Annotated in this window: 16 protein-coding genes; 10 read left to right on the top strand and 6 right to left on the bottom strand. The window is 74.5% G+C overall.

The features are described from left to right. The first annotated feature begins 6 nt into the window (after positions 1-6). Entirely contained in the window at positions 7-504 is a 498-nt protein-coding gene (locus ABZY33_RS18130) for an EF-hand domain-containing protein (protein WP_356492582.1), read from the top strand. Here ABZY33_RS18130 and ABZY33_RS18125 read toward each other — a convergent pair. Further along, a complete protein-coding gene (locus tag ABZY33_RS18125; protein WP_356492581.1) occupies positions 488-2,050 on the bottom strand; it encodes an AMP-binding protein in 1,563 nt (520 codons plus the stop codon). The two genes, ABZY33_RS18130 and ABZY33_RS18125, sit on opposite strands and share 17 nt — an antisense overlap. Positions 2,051-2,205: 155 nt before the next feature. Here ABZY33_RS18125 and ABZY33_RS18120 point away from each other — a divergent pair, with 155 nt between their 5' ends. The 4 genes from ABZY33_RS18120 to ABZY33_RS18105 all read left to right on the top strand — a co-directional run bounded on the left by ABZY33_RS18120 (position 2,206) and on the right by ABZY33_RS18105 (position 6,366). Continuing rightward, entirely contained in the window at positions 2,206-3,426 is a 1,221-nt protein-coding gene (locus ABZY33_RS18120; protein ID WP_356492580.1) for an amidohydrolase family protein, read from the top strand. Positions 3,427-3,433: 7 nt separating this feature from the next. Beyond that, on the top strand, positions 3,434-4,591 hold the full coding sequence (locus ABZY33_RS18115) for an acyl-CoA dehydrogenase family protein (protein ID WP_356492579.1): 1,158 nt from the start codon (positions 3,434-3,436) through the stop codon (positions 4,589-4,591). A gap of 2 nt (positions 4,592-4,593) precedes the next feature. After that, the gene (locus tag ABZY33_RS18110) at positions 4,594-5,454 is read left to right on the top strand and encodes an acyl-CoA dehydrogenase family protein (RefSeq protein ID WP_356492578.1); all 861 of its coding nucleotides are present in this window, start codon (positions 4,594-4,596) and stop codon (positions 5,452-5,454) included. A gap of 444 nt (positions 5,455-5,898) precedes the next feature. Continuing rightward, entirely contained in the window at positions 5,899-6,366 is a 468-nt protein-coding gene (locus tag ABZY33_RS18105) for an ATP-binding protein (RefSeq protein WP_356492577.1), read from the top strand. Positions 6,367-6,453: 87 nt separating this feature from the next. On the opposite strand, the gene ABZY33_RS18100 is transcribed toward ABZY33_RS18105, so the two are convergent. Next, complete coding sequence (locus ABZY33_RS18100) at positions 6,454-7,380, bottom strand: cyclase family protein (RefSeq protein WP_356492576.1); 927 nt, start codon at positions 7,378-7,380, stop codon at positions 6,454-6,456. Positions 7,381-7,482: 102 nt separating this feature from the next. Here ABZY33_RS18100 and ABZY33_RS18095 point away from each other — a divergent pair, with 102 nt between their 5' ends. Genes ABZY33_RS18095 through ABZY33_RS18085 form a run of 3 tightly spaced genes read left to right on the top strand, consistent with a single transcriptional unit; the run spans position 7,483 to position 10,695 of the window. After that, positions 7,483-8,394, top strand: a complete 912-nt coding sequence (locus ABZY33_RS18095) for an SDR family oxidoreductase (protein WP_356492575.1) — start codon at positions 7,483-7,485, stop codon at positions 8,392-8,394. Positions 8,395-8,430: 36 nt separating this feature from the next. Continuing rightward, positions 8,431-9,642 carry an acyl-CoA dehydrogenase family protein gene (locus tag ABZY33_RS18090; RefSeq protein ID WP_356492574.1) on the top strand — a complete coding sequence of 404 codons (1,212 nt, stop codon included), beginning with the start codon at positions 8,431-8,433 and terminating at the stop codon, positions 9,640-9,642. A gap of 3 nt (positions 9,643-9,645) precedes the next feature. Continuing rightward, the gene (locus ABZY33_RS18085; RefSeq protein WP_356492573.1) at positions 9,646-10,695 is read left to right on the top strand and encodes an alcohol dehydrogenase catalytic domain-containing protein; all 1,050 of its coding nucleotides are present in this window, start codon (positions 9,646-9,648) and stop codon (positions 10,693-10,695) included. Positions 10,696-10,747: 52 nt separating this feature from the next. On the opposite strand, the gene ABZY33_RS18080 is transcribed toward ABZY33_RS18085, so the two are convergent. After that, positions 10,748-11,725: a helix-turn-helix domain-containing protein gene (locus ABZY33_RS18080; RefSeq protein ID WP_356492572.1), complete on the bottom strand. Its 978-nt coding sequence runs from the start codon at positions 11,723-11,725 to the stop codon at positions 10,748-10,750. A 71-nt stretch (positions 11,726-11,796) separates the two neighbouring features. Here ABZY33_RS18080 and ABZY33_RS18075 point away from each other — a divergent pair, with 71 nt between their 5' ends. Continuing rightward, positions 11,797-13,122, top strand: a complete 1,326-nt coding sequence (locus ABZY33_RS18075; RefSeq protein ID WP_356492571.1) for an MFS transporter — start codon at positions 11,797-11,799, stop codon at positions 13,120-13,122. Between the two features lie 13 nt (positions 13,123-13,135). On the opposite strand, the gene ABZY33_RS18070 is transcribed toward ABZY33_RS18075, so the two are convergent. Genes ABZY33_RS18070 through ABZY33_RS18060 form a run of 3 tightly spaced genes read right to left on the bottom strand, consistent with a single transcriptional unit; the run spans position 13,136 to position 16,876 of the window. Continuing rightward, positions 13,136-13,759: a flavin reductase family protein gene (locus ABZY33_RS18070; RefSeq protein WP_356492570.1), complete on the bottom strand. Its 624-nt coding sequence runs from the start codon at positions 13,757-13,759 to the stop codon at positions 13,136-13,138. A gap of 50 nt (positions 13,760-13,809) precedes the next feature. Then, the gene (locus tag ABZY33_RS18065) at positions 13,810-14,628 is read right to left on the bottom strand and encodes an enoyl-CoA hydratase-related protein (RefSeq protein WP_356492569.1); all 819 of its coding nucleotides are present in this window, start codon (positions 14,626-14,628) and stop codon (positions 13,810-13,812) included. A gap of 25 nt (positions 14,629-14,653) precedes the next feature. After that, positions 14,654-16,876 (bottom strand): acetate--CoA ligase family protein, encoded by a 2,223-nt coding sequence (locus ABZY33_RS18060; RefSeq protein ID WP_356492568.1) that lies wholly within the window; start codon positions 16,874-16,876, stop codon positions 14,654-14,656. 247 nt (positions 16,877-17,123) lie between these two features. On the opposite strand from ABZY33_RS18060, the gene ABZY33_RS18055 reads away from it, so the two are divergent. Next, positions 17,124-18,527 carry a hypothetical protein gene (locus ABZY33_RS18055; RefSeq protein WP_356492567.1) on the top strand — a complete coding sequence of 468 codons (1,404 nt, stop codon included), beginning with the start codon at positions 17,124-17,126 and terminating at the stop codon, positions 18,525-18,527.

Genomic DNA, 18,527 nt, shown 5'->3' with positions numbered 1-18,527 from the left:
ATGAGCATGGACGAGCGGAGGATCGCGGACCGGTTCGCCGGCTTCGACCAGGACGGCAACGGATACATCGACCGCGAGGACTTCTACGTCGCGGCCAAGGCGCTCCTCGCCGAGTTCTCCACCACGGCCCGCTGCGACAAGGGGCAGGCCCTCTTCGCCGGGGCGGAGGCGTTCTGGCAGGGCATGGCGGGGATCGCGGACGTGGACGGGGACCAGCGGGTGACCCGGGGCGAGTTCGTGACCGGGGCGGTGAAGCGGCTGCGGGACAGCCCCGAGCGGTTCGCCGAGATCGCGCGGCCGTTCCTGCGGGCCGGCCTCGCGGTGGCGGGCGCGGACGAGACCGGGGTCGGCTCCGAGGCCGCGCGGCGGGTGCTGAAGGCGCTGGGCGCCGCGGACGACGCCGCCCAGGAGGCGGTCGCCGCACTCGACGCGGACGGGGACGGGCGGATCAGCGAGGACGACGCCGTCCAAGGCTTCGCGCGGTACTTCACCGTCCCGGAGTGAGCGCCCCGCCCCCGCCCGAATACCGCTCCCGCAGCTGGTACTTGAGAACCTTGCGGAGCGTGTCGTTGCGGGGGAGGGCGTCCACCACCTCCAGCTGTTCGGGGAGCTTGACCGGGGACAGGCCCTGACCGCGCAGGTACGCCGTGACGGCGTCCAGCGTCAACGGGCCGTGTCCTGGGCGTAGTTCCAGCACCGCGCAGACCCGCTCCCCGCGCTCGGCGTCGGGCAGGCCGATGACCGCCGCGTCCTGGACCGCCGGGTGCCCGTGGAGCAGGTCCTCGATCTCCCTGGCGGAGATGTTCTCGCCCTTGCGGATGATGATGTCCTTGGCGCGGCCGGTGAGCACCAGGTGGCCGGATGGCAGGACGTGGCCCAGGTCGCCGGTGACCAGGAAGCCGTCCGCGTCGAAGGCGGCCGCGCTCTGGCGCGGGTCGAGGTAGCCACGGCAGACGGCCTCGCCGCGCAGCCGCACGGCGCCGTCGGTCCCGGCGGGCAGTCGCTCGCCGTCGGCGCCGACGATCCGGATCTCCATGCCCGCGGGCGGCCGCCCCTCCGTCGTAGCCAGGTGGTGCGCGGTGTCGTCGGGCGCCCCCATCGTGATCATCGGCACCTCGGTCATGCCGTAGCCGTGGGTGAGCTGGACGCCCATCTCGCGCACCACCGCGTGGTACAGCTCGGGCGGCTTGGGCGCGCCGCCGCCCGCGAGCAGCCGCAGCGACGGGATCAGCCTCCGCCCGGGGTCCTTGCGTTGCTCGGCGAGGAACATCGCGTAGAACGCCGTCGAGCCGCCCGCCACGGTGACGCCGTGCCGCCGGTACTCCGCCAGCGCGCCGGGCAGCGCGAACTGCTCGAACAGCACCGCGGGGAACCCGTAGAGGAGCAGCATCACGGTGTAGTCGGGGCCCGCGATGTGCGCGTACGGGAAGGCCATGGAGCCGACGTCCGCGGCGGACAGGCGCAGCGCGTGGGCGAGGCAGGAGCCGCCCGCGATGAGGGAGCGGTCGGTGTGCAGCACGCCCTTGGGGTCGGAGGTGGTGCCGGAGGTCCAGTAGATCCAGCGGACCGCGGTGCCGTCCGCGGGCGGTGGCGGCAGCACGGCGGGGTCGGCCTCCGGCAGCTCCTCGTACGCCTCGAAGACGCCCGGGGCGCCGAGCCGGTGCGCCATGGCGGTGTGGTCGAAGCCGCGCCACACCCCGGGCGTGGCGAAGAAGGCGGCCCGGGACTGCCGCAGCGCGAAGCCCGCCTCGCGGTCCCGGCAGAAGGGGATGAGGGGGGTCTGCACCGCGCCGATGCGGGCCAGCGCGAAGGTGAGCAGGACCGTCTCGATGCGCGTGGGCAGCTGCCAGGCGACGACGCTGCCGGGGCGGACGCCGCGCCCGTACAGGGCGGCCGCCACCCGCTCGGAGCGCTCGCGCAGCGCACCGAAGGTCAGCCGTCGGTCGCCCTGGAGCAGGACCGGGCGGTCCGGGGTGAGCGCGGCGCGGCGTTCGACCAGCTCCCACAGGGTGCGGGAGGCGCCCAGGGCGTGTGCGGTGCTCTGCGTCATGGCCGTGACCCCCATTGCGTACCCGGGCGGGCGCCCGGAACTGACGGAGCGTCAGAATGAGGGAGAGCGTAGGTCCGTCCTCCTTGTCGGTCCAGGGGTGCGGGGCTAGCCTGGATCTGACGGGGCATCAGGTACGGCGGAGGGGCTCAGCACTCATGACGGAACTGCCGCGCATCGTCAGCGTCGACGACCATGTGATCGAACCGGCCCACCTCTTCGACACCTGGCTGCCTGCCAAGTACCGCGACCGCGGGCCCCGGCCGCTCACCGCCGGGATCGGTGAACTCGCCTATGTGGCGGGCAAGTACCAGATCACGATGGACCCCGCCGGGCCGCCCGCCGACTGGTGGATCTACGAGGACCTGAAGTTCCCGTACAAGCGCAACATCGCCGCCGTCGGCTTCGACCGGGACGACATGACCCTGGAAGGCATCACCCGCGAGGAGATGCGGCGCGGCTGCTGGGACCCGAAGGCGCGCCTGGCCGACATGGACCTCAACCACGTCGAGGCCAGCCTCTGCTTCCCGACCTTCCCGCGCTTCTGCGGCCAGACCTTCGCCGAGGCTCACGACAAGGAAGTCGCCCTCGCCTGCGTGCGCGCCTACAACGACTGGATGGTCGAGGAGTGGTGCGGCGACAGCGGCGGCCGGCTCATCCCGCTCTGCATCGTCCCGCTCTGGGACATCGGCCTCGCCGTCGCCGAGATCCGGCGCAACGCGGCCCGCGGCGTGCGCGCCGTGACCTTCTCCGAGATCCCCACCCACCTCGGCCTGCCGTCGATCCACTCCGGGTACTGGGACCCGTTCTTCGCGGTCTGCCAGGAGACCGGCACGGTCGTGAACATGCACATCGGCTCCTCCTCCCAGATGCCCGCCGCCTCCCCGGACGCCCCGCCCGCCGTGCAGGCCTCGCTCAGCTTCAACAACGCCATGGCCTCGATGATGGACTTCCTCTTCAGCGGCGTCCTGGTGAAGTTCCCGACGCTCAAACTCGCCTACAGCGAAGGCCAGATGGGCTGGATCCCGTACGCCCTGGAGCGCGCCGACGACGTGTGGGAGGAGCACCGCGCCTGGGGCGGCGTCCGCGACCTGATCCCCGAACCGCCGTCCACGTACTACTACCGGCAGATGTTCTGCTGCTTCTTCCGCGACAAGCACGGCGTCGCCTCGCTCGACGCCGTCGGCCGCGACAACGCCACCTTCGAGACCGACTACCCGCACGTCGACTCGACCTTCCCGCACACCAAGGAGGTCGCCCTCGACCACGTGAAGGGGCTCGACGAGGCGACCGTGTACAAGCTGATGCGGGGCAACGCGATCCGCATGCTGGGCCTGACCCTCGACCGGGACGCCGCGCACGCCGGGCACGGCAAGTAGGCCCGGTATGGACCTCGCGTACACCGACGAGGAAGAGGCGTTCCGGGCCCGGCTGCGGGAGTGGCTCGCCGCCGAGCTGCCGACCCTGCCGGCGAGACCGTCGCCGGACGACTGGCCGGGGCGGCGCGCCTACGACACCGGCTGGCAGCGCCGCCTGTACGACGCCGGGTACGGGGAGGTCCACTGGGACGCCTCCCCCGCCACCCGGCTGATCTTCCTGGAGGAGACGGAGAGGGCGGGCGCGCCCTACGTCGGCGCCAACTTCGTCGGCCTGCTGCACGCCGGGCCGACCGTCGCCGCCGAGGGCAGCGAGGAGCAGCGGGCGCGCTGGCTCGCGCCGATCCTGCGCGGCGACGCCGTGTGGTGCCAGGGGTTCAGCGAGCCGGACGCGGGCTCCGACCTCGCGGCCCTGCGCACCCGCGCGGTGCGCGACGGCGACGTGTACGTGGTGGACGGCGCGAAGATCTGGACCTCGCACGCCGAGGTCGCCGACTGGTGCGAGCTGCTCGTACGCACCGACCCAGCCGCCCCCCGGCACCGCGGCATCTCCTGGCTGGCCCTGCCGATGGACACCCCGGGGATCACCGTGCGCCCGCTGCGCACGCTCGCCGGGACCGCGGAGTTCGCGCAGCTGTTCCTCGACGGCGTACGGGTACCGGTCGCCAACCGCGTCGGGGCGGAGAACGACGGCTGGCGCGTCACGAGGGTGACCCTGTCCTTCGAGCGCGGCACCGCCTTCGCCGGCGAGGTCGTCGCCTGCCGGCGCACCCTCGGCGAACTGGCCGCGCACGCCCGCAGGACCGGCCGCTGGGACGATCCCGTCCTGCGCCGCGAACTCGGGCTGCTGAACGCCGAGTTCGGCGCCCTGTGGCGGCTCACGCAGTGGAACGTGAGCGAGGCCCAGGCGAGTGGCGGCGGGCCCGGCACCGGCGGCTCCGTCTTCAAGCTGCGCTACTCCCACGCCCGCCAGTGGCTGTACGACGCCGCGGCCCGGGTCCTCGGCGGCGCCGGGGCGCTCGACACCGGCCAGGAGTGGACCCGCGAGCGGCTCTCCTCGCTCTCCTACACGATCGCGGCGGGTACGTCGCAGATCCAGCGGAACATCGTCGCCGAGCGCATCCTCGGCCTGCCCAGGGAGCCGGGCCCGGCCGAAGGCAGGCGGTGACGGTGCGCTTCGAACTGACATCGGAGCAGCGGGAGTTGCGGGCCGCGACGCGCGGGCTGCTCGCGCGGCGGTGCGGGCGGGACGCGCTGAGGGAGGCGGTCCGCGAGCCCGGGATCGACCGGGCGCTGTGGCGGGAGCTGGGGGCGGCGGGGCTGTTCGCGCTCTGTCTGCCGGAGTCCGCGGGCGGCCTCGGGCGCGGACTGCCGGAGGCCGTCGTGGTCTTCGAGGAGTGCGGCCGGGCGCTGCTGCCCGGGCCCGTGGTGGCCACGTTCCTCGCCGCGGGCGAGGTCCCGGAGGCGGCCCGCGGCGCGGCGGTCGTGACGCGGCCCTGCCACGGGCTGGTCCCCTGGCTCGACGCGGCCGACACGGTGCTCGGGGACGTCACGGACGCCGCGCCGCTCGCCTCCGCCGACCCGCTCACGCCCCTGCACACCGCTCCCGGCGACCCGGCGCGAGCGCCGGGCGAGGCCGTCCTGCTGTACGCCGCGGAACAGCTCGGCTCGGCCGGCCGCACCCTGGACATGGCCGTCCAACACGCCCGGGAGCGACAACAGTTCGGCCGCCCGGTCGGCTCCTTCCAAGCCGTCAAACACCTGTGCGCCGACATGCTCGTACGGACGGAAGTGGCCCGTGCGGCGGTGTACGCGGCGGCCGTCACCCGGGACCCGGTGGAGATCGCCGCCGCGCATCTGCTGGCCGGCGAGGCGGCCGTGCGGGGCGCCCGCGACTGCCTCCAGATCCACGGCGGCATGGGCTTCACCTGGGAAGCCGACGTCCATCTGCATCTGAAGCGGGCCTGGGTGCGCGCCGAGTTGGCGGGCGGGGCTCGGGCCGCGGAGGAGGCGCTGGCCGCCGCGCTCTGAGAGGGCGGGCGGACGGGACGCGCACGCCTTGAGGAAAGTTGTACGGACAGTGACGGCGCGTCGATACCGGGTTGTGTCCTTCAGGAGGCTCGTCACGGCATGGAGTCGGCCTCCGGCTCCGGTACCTTGTGGCAGATGCGAGTGGTGCTGAACCCGAGCGACGGTGCCGGTGTTGCCTCCGAGGCGGCTCCGGGGCCGGGGATGCCCGCCGTTCGCCGGGCAGGCCGGTACGGCACGCCTGCCTGTTCGACCCCCCGCAAGACGCGTCGCACAGTATGCCGCACGCGTACTCCTTCGCGCTGGAATATGCCCGAAGCGCTTGTTGGGGTGACTGTACGTCAACCATGCTGTGCAGCACAGGGATCACGGACCGTGATCCCGGGCAGTGACCAGGATGGTCAGTGGCGCGAGGCGACGTGTCCGCCGGTTCGGATGGTGTGAGCGGTGCAGCTGCTTCAGGTTCAGTTGGAGGTCGGGGCCGACCCCGCAGAGGTGGGACGGGCCCGCAGGTGGGTGCGGACGCGCCTCGCCGGTTCGGGTATACAGGCCGACGAGCCGCTGGCCGAGACGCTGCTCCTGCTCGTCTCCGAACTCGTCACCAACGCCGTGGTGCACACCGGCCGCCCGGCGGTCCTGCGCATCGTGCTGCGCGGCGGTGAGGGGCAGGCGCTCGGCACCGTGCGGGTCGAGGTCTGCGACACCAGCGCGCGGCCGCCCGCGCCCCGGCACGCGGACGGCGACGAGACGAACGGGCGCGGCCTGGAACTCGTCGACGGTCTCGCCGACCGCTGGGGGTGGCGGCCGGAGGGCGCCGGCAAGGCCATCTGGTGCGAGATCGACCGCTGCGCGGCGGCCGCCGCCGGGAGCGTGGGCATGGGCGGCTACGACACCGTGGCGTTCGAGGCGGTGTGACCCCCTGGGGGGCCCGGCGCGACCGCGCTGGGCCCCCCAGGGCGCAGCCGCCACGTCCCTGACCTGCCCCGGCCGGGCGCTCCGTGCTCACAGCACCGCCACCGGTGCCACCGGCGTGCCCGTCGCCCCGGTGAAGGGTTCGGGCATCGCCGCGAGGAAGAACGCGTAGCGGCCTTCTTCTCCACAGGCTGTGGACAACTTTTCGAGATTCCAGTTCTGGCCCTGGAGCATGCCCATCTCCACCAGGTCCAGCGCGTGCACGGGCAGCCAGAGCCCCTCGATCTCCGGCGGGAAGATCTCGAAGGTCAGGGTGTCGTTCGCCACGGCCGCCACGTCATGGGCGTGGAACCACTCCGGGGTGCGCACCGACAGGCCCGGTGACGGATGGCCGTAGCCGTGCTTGTCGCCCGCCAGGTAGACCTGTACCTGGCCGGTGCGGACCAGGACGACATCGCCGGGGCGGACCTGGACGCGGCCGAACTCCGCCGCCTCGTCCAGGTCCTCGGGCGTGACCGCGTGGTCGCCGGGGAGGCGGGCCACGCCCTTCGCCGCCGCCACGTCGAGCAGGACGCCGCGCCCGACGACGTACGGGACCTTGTCGATGCCGCTGAACCCGGCGCCGCCGTGCGCCGTGATCGTGGCGGCGGGGCGGCCGTTGTAGAGGCGGCCCGAGTGCGAGACGTGCGGGAGCGCGTCCCAGTGGGTGCCCGCCTGGAGGCCCATGGTCACCGCGTCGTCGCTGGTCGCGACGGTGTCCGGGCCGAAGATCTCCTGGTTGATCTGGACCATCGTGTGCAGCGGGTTGACGCGGCCCGGGATCAGGCCGGCCTGGACGCCGTCCGCCCGGAGCGGGAGCGCGAGGGGGACGCGGCGGCCCGTGCGGACCCCGGCGGCGGCCGCGCGCACCGCCTCGCCGGTGATCAGGTTCAGGGTGCCGATCTCGTCGGCCGCCCCCCAGCGCCCCCAGTTGTTCACGCGTCCGGCGATGGCGTGGAAGTCGGCGGACAGCGGCATCGGGGGCCTCCCGGGTCTTGTGTTCCGGTAGCTGACGGGTCGTAAAATCCGAACCTCAGCAAAATCTAACGGGTCGTCAGAAACCGCGGGAAGGGGCCGGGCGTGGGGAACTTCTTGGCTGGCAAGGTCGTCGCCGTGACGGGGGCCGGGCGGGGCATCGGGCGGGCCGTGGCGCTGGCGTGCGCCGCCGAGGGCGCGAAGGTCGTCGTCAACGACCACGGGGTCTCCCTGGCCGGTGCCGAGCCCACGTCCGAGGTGGCCCTCGGTGTGGTGCGGGAGATCGAGGCCGCGGGCGGCACCGCCGTCGCCGTGGCGGACGACGTGTCGGCCATGGCCGGGGGGCAGCGGGTGGTCGACGTGGCCGTGGCGGAGTTCGGCCGGCTCGACGGGGTGGTGTGCGTCGCCGGGATCCTGCGGGAGCGGATGCTCTTCAACATGTCCGAGCAGGAGTGGGACCCCGTCGTCGCCACCCACCTGAAGGGCACCTTCACCGTCTTCCGGGCCGCCTGCGCCGTCATGCGCGCGCAGGGCTCCGGCACCCTGATCGGCTTCACCAGCGGAAACCACCAGGGGTCGGTGGCGCAGGCCAACTACAGCGCCGCCAAGGGCGGGATCATCTCGCTGGTGCGCAGCGCGGCCCTGGGGATGCACAAGTACGGGGTGAGCGCGAACGCCGTCGCACCGGTCGCCCGTACGCGGATGTCGGCCGGTGTGCCCATGGAGCTGAAGGAGATCGGGGAGCCGGAGGACGTGGCCGCGCTCGTCGTCTACCTGCTCAGCGAGCGGGCCCGCGCCGAGCGGATCACCGGGCAGGTCTACACCGTCGCCGGCCCGAAGATCGCGGTCTGGGCGCAGCCGCGGGAGCTGCGGGCCGGGTACGCGCAGGGGCGCTGGACGCCGGAGCGGATCGCCGACTTCCTGCCCGGGACCGTCGGGACCGACCCCATGCCGCTGCTGGCCACCGTGGAGGAGATGGCGCGGGCCGCGGTGGCGCGGGAGCGGCCCAACCGATAGGCGGGTCAGGGACTTCGGCGCGGGAGGGTGGTCGGTGTGGACGACGGGCCTGGGGCCGGGTTCGGCTTCGGTTTGGGATCCCAGGCGCGGGACGAGGCGTTCCGGTCGGAGGTGCGGGAGTGGCTCGGCGCGCATCTCGTCGGCCGGTTCGCCGCGGGCGGCGCGCGGGCGGGGGCGGACGTACGGCGGGCGTGGGAGCGGGAGTTGGGGGCAGCGGGCTGGATCGGACTGGGGTGGGGCGCGGCCGGGCGGGGGGCGTACGGGAACCGGGTGGTCCCGCTCGCCCAGCAGGTCGTCTGGGCCGAGGAGTACGCGCGCGCCGGGGCCCCGGGGCGGTGCGGGCACATCGGGGAGAACCTGCTCGCCCCGACGCTGCTCGCCCACGGCACCGAGGAGCAGCGGCGGCGGTACCTGCCGCCCATCGCGCGCGGCGAGGAGCTGTGGTGCCAGGGGTACAGCGAACCCGGCGCGGGCTCGGATCTCGCGTCGGTGCGGACCGCCGCCGCGCCGGGCGGGGACGGGCGGTGGCGCGTCACCGGGCAGAAGGTGTGGACCTCGCTGGCCCGGGAGGCCGACTGGTGCTTCGTGCTCGCCCGGACGGAGACCGGGTCGGTACGGCACCGGGGGCTCTCCTTCCTGCTGGTGCCGATGGACCAGCCGGGACGGATCGACGTACGGCCCATCCGGCAGCTGACCGGGACCAGTGAGTTCAACGAGGTGTTCTTCGACGGGGCGCTCGCCGCGGAGGTCGTGGGGGGCGCCGGCGCGGGGTGGCGGGTCGCCATGGGGCTGCTCGGGTTCGAGCGGGGGGTGTCGACGCTCGCGCAGCAGGTGGGGTTCGCGGAGGAACTGCGCGCGGTGGTGCGGTGCGCCGTCGCGTCGGGCGCGGCGGGGGACCCGGTGGTGCGCGGGGAGATCGTCCGGCTCTGGGCCGAGCTGCGGGTCATGCGGTGGAACGCGGTGCGGACCCTGGGCGACGCGGGCGGCGGGGACGCGGGAGCGGCGAGCGTCGCCAAGCTGCTGTGGGGCCGGTGGCACCAGCGGCTGGGGGAACTGGCCGTCCGGGTGCGCGGGGCCGAGGGGGCCGTCGGACCCGAGGACTGGGACGCCGCGGCGCCCTACGAACTCGACGAGCGGCAGCGGCTGTTCCTGTTCAGCCGGGCCGACACCATCTACGGCGGTTCGGACGAGATCCAGCGGAACATCATCGCCGAGCGCGTGCTCGGCCTGCCGAGGGAGAAGGCGTAGGAGATGAGAGGTGTGCTGTTCGACGGGGGGCGGGCGGTCGTGGTCGACGACCTTCAGGTGCGCGGGCCCGGGGCCGGGGAGGTGCTCGTCGCCGTCGCCGCCGCCGGGCTCTGCCACTCGGACCTCTCCGTGATCGACGGGACCATCCCCTTCCCGCGGCCGGTGGTGCTGGGGCACGAGGGGGCGGGCGTCGTCGAGGCGGTGGGGGAGGGGGTCGGCCATGTCGTCCCGGGGGACCATGTGGCGCTCTCCACCCTGGCCAACTGCGGGACCTGCGCCGAGTGCGACCGCGGGCGGCCGACGATGTGCCGCAGCGCGATCGGCAGGCCGCGGCGGCCGTTCTCGCGCAACGGCGAACCGGTCTACCAGTTCGCGTCCAACTCGGCGTTCGCCGAGCGGACCGTGGTGAAGGCGGTGCAGGCCGTGAAGATCCCCGCGACCCTCCCGCTGACGTCGGCGGCGCTGATCGGATGCGCGGTGCTGACCGGGGTCGGTGCCGTGCTGAACCGGGCCCGGGTGGACCGTGGGGAGTCGGTCGTGGTGATCGGGGCGGGGGGTGTGGGGCTGAACGTGCTGCAAGGGGCGCGCATCGCCGGGGCGTCGACCGTGGTCGCGGTCGACGCCAACCCCGGAAAGGAGGAGATCGCCCGGCAGTTCGGGGCGACGGAGTTCCTGACGGACGTGGGCGCGGTGCGCGGCGTGCTGCCGGACGGCGCCGACCACGTCTTCGAGTGCGTCGGCCGGGTGGAGCTGGTGCGGGCGGCGATCGACCTGCTGGACCGGCACGGACAGGCGGTGCTGCTCGGCATGCCGGCGGCGGACGCGGAGGCCTCCTTCGTGCCTGCCGCGCTCTTCCTGGACAAGTCGGTGCTGGGCTGCCGGTACGGCTCGTCGCGGCCGCAACGGGACATCCGGCTCTACGCGGAGCTGTACGGGGCGGGACGGTTGCTGCTGGACGAACTGGTGACGCGGACCTACGGGGTGGAGGAGTTCGGCCAGGCGGTGGCGGACGCGGAGGCCGGGCGGATCGCGCGGGGGGTGCTGACCTTCTAGGGGTGCGATCGGGCGGGGGTGCGGGGGCCGGCTCCGCCTGCGGCCGGGCCCGCTACGGAAGCGTCTGGAACGTGCGGCGGTAGGTCGTCGGCGTCACTCCCAGGGCGGCCTGGAGATGCTGGCGCATGGACTGGGCCGTGCCGAAGCCCGCGTCCCGGGCCACCTGGTCGATGGAGAGCGCGGAGGTCTCCAGCAGATGGCGGGCCCGCTCCACGCGCTGCTGGGTGAGCCACTGCCCGGGGCTGATCCCCGTCTCCTCGCGGAAGCGCCGCGTGAAGGTGCGGACCGACATGGACTCCTGCTCGGCCAGGTCGCGGAGCCGGAGCGGCTCGTGCAGCCGGGCCAGGGCCCACGCGCGGGCCGCCGTCGTGGTCGCCGCCCCCGCCTCGGGCACCGGGCGCCGGATGAACTGGGCCTGGCCGCCGTCCCGGTGGGGCGGCACCACCGTGCGCCGGGCCACCTCGTTGGCGACCGCCGCCCCGTGGTCGCGCCGCACGATGTGCAGGCACAGGTCGATCCCCGCGGCGACCCCGGCCGAGGTCAGCACCTCCCCGTCGTCGATGAAGAGGACCTCCGCGTCGACCCGTACGGCCGGGAACATCCGCTGGAAGGCCGCCGCGTCCGCCCAGTGCGTGGTGGCGGGCCGCCCGTCGAGGTACCCGGCCGCCGCCAGCACCCAGCTGCCGGTGCAGATCGAGACCAGCCGGGTGCCGGGCCGGACCCGGGCGAACGCGACGGCCAGCTCCGGGGTGAGACGGCCCTCCTCGTGGACCGGGCCGAGTTCGTACGACGCCGGGACGATCACGGTGTCCGCGCCGGCCAGCGCCTCGGGGCCGTGCGCCACCAGGATCTCGAAGTCCGCGTCCGTGCGGACCGGGCCGGGCCCGCCGACCCCGCAGGTCGTCACGGAGTACAGCGGCTCGCCCTCCGGGGTTCGCGCGCGGCCGAAGATGCGCTGCGGAATGCCCAGTTCGAAGGGGATCACCCCGTCGAGGGCGAGCACGGCGACATGGTGCGGCTGGGCGGTCATGGCCCGATCCTAACGAACAATGGCATTCGGGCCACTCGTTCCGGGGTGCCCGCTGCTCCAGGCTCGAAGCCGTGACGACGCAGACGCAGGACCCTTCTTCCGCCACCCCGAGAGCCACCGGCCGCCGGCGACCGCACCGCGCCTGGGCCGTGGCCGCGGTCACCTTCGTGACGATCATCGGCGCCGCCGCCTTCGCCTCGCTGCCCGGCCTGCTCATCGAACCGCTGCACGACCCGGACCTCGGCTTCGGCTGGTCCCGCGGCACCATCGGCTTCGCCGTCTCCATCAACCTCGCCCTGTACGGCGTCACCGCGCCGTTCGCCGCCGCGCTGATGGACCGGTTCGGCATCCGCAGGGTCGTCGCGGCCGCCCTCCTCACCATCTCGCTCGGCTCGCTGCTCACCGTGTGGATGACCGCCGCCTGGCAGCTCGTCCTGTACTGGGGCGTCCTGGTCGGTCTGGGCAGCGGGTCGATGGCGCTCGCCTTCGCCGCCACCGTCACCAACCGGTGGTTCGCCGCCCGCCGCGGACTCGTCACCGGGCTGCTCACCGCCGCCGGCGCGTCCGGGCAGCTGATCTTCCTGCCGCTGCTCGCCTGGATCGTGGAGGAGCACCAGTGGCGGCCCGCCGCGGTCACGGTCGCCCTGGCCGCGCTCTGCGTGGTGCCGTTCGTCTGGCTGCTGCTGCGCGACCACCCCGCCGACGTGGGCGCCGCGCCGTACGGGGCCACGGAGTTCGTGCCCAAGCCCGCCCCGGTGCCCGGGGCCGCCCGGCGCACCGTCACCGTCCTGGTGAAGGCGGCCCGCACCGGTCAGTTCTGGCTGCTCGCCGGCACCTTCGCGATCTGCGGCGCCTCCACGAACGGGCTGGTCAAGACGCACTTCGTGCCCGCCGCCCACGACCACGGCATGCCCGTCCCCGCCGCCGCGTCGCTGCTCGCGGTCATCGGGGTCTTCGACGTGGTGGGGACGGTCGCCTCCGGCTGGTTCACCGACCGGTTCGAGGCCCGCCGGCTGCTCGCCGGGTACTACGCGCTGCGCGGCATCTCGCTGCTGTTCCTGCCCGTGCTGCTCGCGCCGGACGTGCACCCGCCGATGGTCTTCTTCATCGTCTTCTACGGCCTGGACTGGGTCGCCACGGTGCCGCCGACCATCGCGCTCTGCCGGGAGCACTACGGCGAGGACAGCGCCATCGTCTTCGGCTGGGTGCTCGCCTCGCACCAGGTCGGGGCGGCGGTCGTCGCCTTCCTCGGCGGCCTCGCGCGGGACGCCTTCGGCTCGTACGACGTGGTCTGGTACGCGGCCGGGGCCCTGTGCGCCGTCGCCGCGCTGATGTCGCTGGTGATCCGGCGCGGCGGGCGCGGCGCGCAGGCCGTGATCCCCGCCGCCGCCGGCTGAGTCCGGGCGGGGTTCAGCCGTCGGCGAGCCGGGCGAAGCGGCCCCGGTGGAAGAGGAGCGGCGGGCGCTCGGCGGGGTCGGCGCCGAGGGCGGTGACCCGGCCGACCACGATCAGGTGGTCACCGCCGGTGTGGACGGCGTGGATCGCACAGTCGACCCAGGCGGCGGCCCCGTCGAGCAGCGGCGCACCGGAGACCGGCGCCGGCCGGTGGCCCACCCCCGCGAACTTGTCGGCGCCGCTCACCGCGAACGCGCGGCACAGCGTGCCCTGGTCCGCGCCGAGCACGTTCACGCAGAAGACCCCCGCGCGGGCGATCCGGGGCCACGTCGCCGACGTGCGGGCCACCATGAACGCCACCAGCGGCGGGTCGAGGGAGAGCGAGGCGAACGACTGGCAGGCGAAGCCGGCGGGGCCCGCGCCGGGCGAGGCGGGCGGGGCCGTGACGACGGTGACGCCGGTCGCGAAGGCGCCGAGGACGCGGCGGAAGGCGGCCGGGTCGACCGGGGCCCGCTCGTCCGCGGCGACGGCCCGCAGCTCGGGGCGGGGCAGCGGTTCCACGGGGCCCGCCGTGGTGGCGGCGCCGACCGACCTGAGGTAGCGGACGGCGGTGGCCGCCATCCCTGCGTGTCCCATCATGGACCCAGTGAAACTGACGAACCGTCAGATGGGAAGGGGTGGGCAGGCCCTCACCGGCCCCGGAAGCGCGGGTCGCGGCGCTCCCGGAAGGCGGCGACGCCCTCGTTCGCGTCGTGCGTGGCCATGTTCAGCTCCTGCGCCGCCGCCTCCGCCGCGAACGCGGTCGCGCGGTCCGTGTCCGGAGCCGCGTTCACCAGCTGCTTGGTCAGGGCCAGGGCGCGGGTCGGACCGGCGGCGAGGCGCTGCGCCCAGTGCCGCGCCACCGGCTCCAACTCGGCGTCCGGCACAGCCCTGTTGACCAGTCCAAACCGTGCCGCCTCGGCCGCGGACAGCGCGTCGCCGAAGAACATCAGCTCCTTCGCCCGCCGCGGCCCCACCAGGCGCGGCAGCAGATACGCGCCGCCTGCGTCCGGGACCAGGCCGCGCCGGACGAACACCTCGATGAACCGGGCCGACTCCGCCGCGAGGACCAGGTCACAGGCGAACGCCAGGTGCGCGCCGAGCCCGGCCGCCGTGCCGTTGACCGCCGCGATCACCGGCTTCTCGCAGTCGAGCACCGCGCTGACCAGCCGCTGGGCGCCGAGCCGGATCGTGCGGGCCACGTCGCCCGCGATCCGCTCCCCGGGCGCGGCGGGCGCGCCCCGCAGGTCCGCGCCCGCGCAGAACCCCCGGCCGGTCGCCGTGAGGACGACCGCGCGCACCCCGGGGTCCGCGGAGGCGGCGGCGAGCAGGGCGATGACGCGGTCCCGCTGGTCCCAGGTGAGCGCGTTCATCGCCGCGGGCCGGTTGAGGGTGATCCAGGAGACGTGGTCCTCCACGGTGTGCAGGACGGCGGCGCCGGGCGCGGGTGAGGGCGAGGGATCGGTCATGCGGACGCGGCTCCGTTCCGGGCGGTCAGCGGCAGACGGCCAGCGCGTCGAGGGCGACCGCGCCCTGGCCGCGGCCGAGCACCAGCAGCGGGTTGATGTCCAGCTCGGCGAGGTCGTCGCCGAGTTCGAGCGCCATGCGCTGGATCCGCAGGACCACCTCGACCAGCGCGTCGACGTCCGCCGGGGGCGCGCCCCTGACCCCGTCGAGCAGGGCGCGGCCGCGCAGCCGGCCGAGGGCGGCGCGGGCCTCGCGCTCCCCGAAGGGCGGCACGCACACGGCCGTGTCCCGCAGCACCTCGACGAGGACGCCGCCGAGGCCCACGGTGACGGTCGGGCCGAACAGGTCGTCGTGGGTGACACCGACGACCATCTCCACGCCCCGCTCGACCAGCTGGCAGACGAGGACGCCGTCGAGGTCGATGCCCTCGTAGCGGGCGATGTCGGTGAGTTCGCGGTAGGCGTCCCTGACCTGGCTCGCGGAGGTCAGGTCGATCTTGATGAGGCCGAGTTCGCTCTTGTGGGCGAGCTGGGGCGCGGACGCCTTCATGACGACGGGGTAGCCGACCTGTGAGGCCGCCCGCACCGCCGCCGCCGCGCTGGTCACCAGCTGCTCGCGCGGGACACGGATGCCGTACGCCCGCAGCAGCTGCTTCGCCGCGTGCTCGCTCAGCTGCCGGCCGGGGCGCATCAGGGCCTGCGCCTTGCGGAACGAGGGGGAGGGGGTGCGCGGGGCCTCGTCGAAGGGCGAGCGGTAGCCCGCGACGAAGCGGTGGTGGTCCAGGTAGGCGCGGACGGCGGTGATGCAGTTGGCGAAGGTGCGGAAGGTCGCCACCCGGGAGGAGCCGAGGAGCGTCTCGCGGTACGCGGCCTCGGTGCCCACCGGCGAGCCCCACACCACGCAGACCAGCTTGTCGGTGCGCTCGGCCGCGTCCACCAGGTCCTGGGCGAGCCTGTCGCTCATGGGAGGGAACGGGCCGGTGACGGGGCAGATGAGCACGCCGATGTCCGGGTCGGCGAGGAGCGCGTCGATGATCTTCCGGCCGCGCTCGTCACCGGCCGGGTGGCCGCCGTTGTCGACCGGGTTGGCGACGCTCAGGTAGCCGGGGATCCACTGGTGCAGTGCGGCCTGGCGCGCCGCGCCGAGCGTCGGCAGGGTCAGCCCCGCCGCGGCCGCGAGGTCCGCGAAGTGGGCGCCGGTGCCGCCGGAGATGGAGTAGACGCAGACGCCTTCGGCCCGGGGCGGCCGGGCCCGGGCGAGCAGCGCCGCGGTGTCCTGGAGTTCGTCGAGCCCGTCGACGCGGACGACGCCGAACTGGCGCATCGCCGCGTCGGCCACGGCGTCGGCGCCGGTCAGCTTCCCGGTGTGGGAGGCGGCGGTGCGGGCGCCGGTCTCGGTGCGGCCGACCTTCACCGCGACGACGGGCACACCCGCGCGCGCGGCCCGGTCGGCGGCGAGCAGGAAGGACCGGCCGTCCTTGAGCCCTTCGACGTAGGCGGCGATGGCGCCGACCTCGGGGCACCGGGAGAAGTACGCGATGAAGTCGGCGCTCTCCAGGTCGGCCTCGTTGCCGGTCGGCGCCCAGTGCGAGAGGCGGATGCCGAGTTCCTGGAGGGCGAAGACCGGGCGGCCCTGGTGGCCGGACTGGGTGATGAGCGCGATGGCGGGCCCGTCGAGGTCGTCCCGGAAGTGCTCGAAGGCGTTCAGGTTCGTGTTCGGGCCGAGCAGCCGCAGCCCGGTTCCCTCGACCGCGGCGGCGAGCCGTCGCTGCGCCGCCGCGCCCGCCTCGCCGGTCTCGGCGAACCCGGAGGCGAAGGCGACCGCGAACTTCACCTTCGCCTCCACCAGTTGGCCGATGACGGGCAGCGGATCGGCCACCAGGAGGACCGCGAGGTCGACCGGCCCCGGCAGCTGGGCGACGGACGGGAAGCACGGCAGGCCGAAGACCGCCTCCCGCGTGGGGTGCACCGGGTACAGGCGGGCGCCGACGCGCTCCGCCCAGCTCAGCAGCCGGCGGGTGAGGCCCGCGTTCGGGCGCCCTTCGGTGTCCGAGGCCCCGACGACGGCCACGGACTCCGGGCGGAAGAACCGGTCCAGGTCGGGGACGTCCGCGTGCAGCGGCCGGCCGCTGACGTCGCGTGCGCCGGCGCCGGTCCTGCCGTGCACGGCAGGACCGGGCTGCTCGCCGCAGGCGATCACGCGGGCCCGGCGGGAGTCGGTGGTCAGGGTGCCGTACGTCGATCCAAGCATCGGTCCGCCCCGCTCCTGTGTGACAGCGACTGTGACAGCGACAACTGGTGCCCGTGCGGTACGTCGGCGGGCGCGCGACTGCCGGACGCCGACTGACGCGGTGTCAGGTTACTGAACTGACGGTCCGTCAGGAACCGTGCTGCACGCAAAGGATGGGACGGATGCTGCCGCACCGGCCCGGCCCGCCCGCTATCCCTGCCCACTGCGCGGGCGCGCGGAACGGAGCCGGGTCCGTACAACCCTCTCCATGGCCGGATCGTCTCCCTTCGTGGCGGCCCGGTCCGGCCGCGCCTCCCCGACCGCGAAGGACGCCATGAGACTCCCCGCCCGTGTCACGGCCGCGGCCGCGCTGACCGCCCTGGTCGCCCTCGGCCCCCTCGGCGCGCCCGCCTCGGCCGGCGAACCGGAGAGCGACCAGCTCTGGCTCGCCACCCCCTACGAACTGCCGCTCCCGGCCGGGGACGCCCACCGCCCCGGCGCGGCGCGGGCGTTGGACATCGGGCTCTACCACGACAACGCCCTCGCCACCGTGGCCGACGGCCGGGTGCGCGTCGACGCCTCGGGGATCGCGGACGTCGCCGAGATCGACTGGCCGGAGAACTGCGCGCCCACCGGCGCCACGGCCGTCTGCTCGGTGCCCGTCGTCAGCGCCACCGGCGACGCCGACGACATCCGGCTCACGGTCCGGGCCGCGCCCGGCGCCGCGGGCGGCGCGCGGGGCACCGTCCGCTACTCCGCGACGGCGACCGGCGGCCCCGACGGGACGCTGACCGCCTACGAACAGGAGACCGCCGTTTCCGTGGCCGCCGGGCCCGACCTCGCCCCGGCCGGCCTGCGCGACGTCGAACACGCCGTGCGCGGCTCCACGCTCACGCAGCCGGTGGCGGTCGTGAACCGCGGCACCGAGGCCGCGCACGGGTTCACTCTGGAGATGAACGTCCCGTACGGACTGGACTTCGCCCGGCGCGGGCCCGAGTGCCAGTACCGCGCCACGGATGGCGGGAACGCGCCGATCACCTTCGCCACCTGTACCTACGACACGGTCGTGGCGCCGGGTGAGACCTTCACGCTGCCCGGCGGGGTCGGCCTGGCGGTCCGCGCGCACGCCATGGACGAGCGGTTCGGCGTGACGGTGACCCCCGGCGGCGGCGCCACCGACATCGACACCGGCAACGACTCGGCGTACGCGTCCGTGCGGGCCGACAACACCGCGGACTTCCGGGTCCGCGGCGCCACGGTCCGGGGCGCGGCCGGCCAGACCGTCACCGCGCGCGTGCGCTTTCGCAACGCCGGCCCGGCGTGGGTGGCGAACCTCGGCTCGGGCGACCCGGTGGCCTCCCTCGGCTTCGTCGTCCCGCGGGGCGCGACCGTCACCGGCTACCCCGAGGAGGAGTGCCACCCCACCACCCTGAGCGGGCAGTACTACGAGGGCACGACCGGTGCCCCGCGCTACGCGTGCGCGCTGCCGATCTGGGCGGCCCCCGACGCGGTGCGCGACTTCGTCTTCGCGCTGCGCGTCGACACGGTGGTGCCCGGCGCGACCGGGGCGCTCACGCTCACCCCGCCCTACGGCGACGGCACCTTCCCCTTCGACCCGAAGCCGGGGAACAACAAGGCGAAGGTGGTGCTGAACCCGGGGGCGAAGCCGTAG

It is taken from the genome of Streptomyces sp. NPDC006552 (genome assembly GCF_040611655.1).
GTDB lineage: Bacteria > Actinomycetota > Actinomycetes > Streptomycetales > Streptomycetaceae > Streptomyces.
Note: the sequence above shows the minus strand (reverse complement) of the source record. Positions and strands in the feature narration are given on the sequence as shown.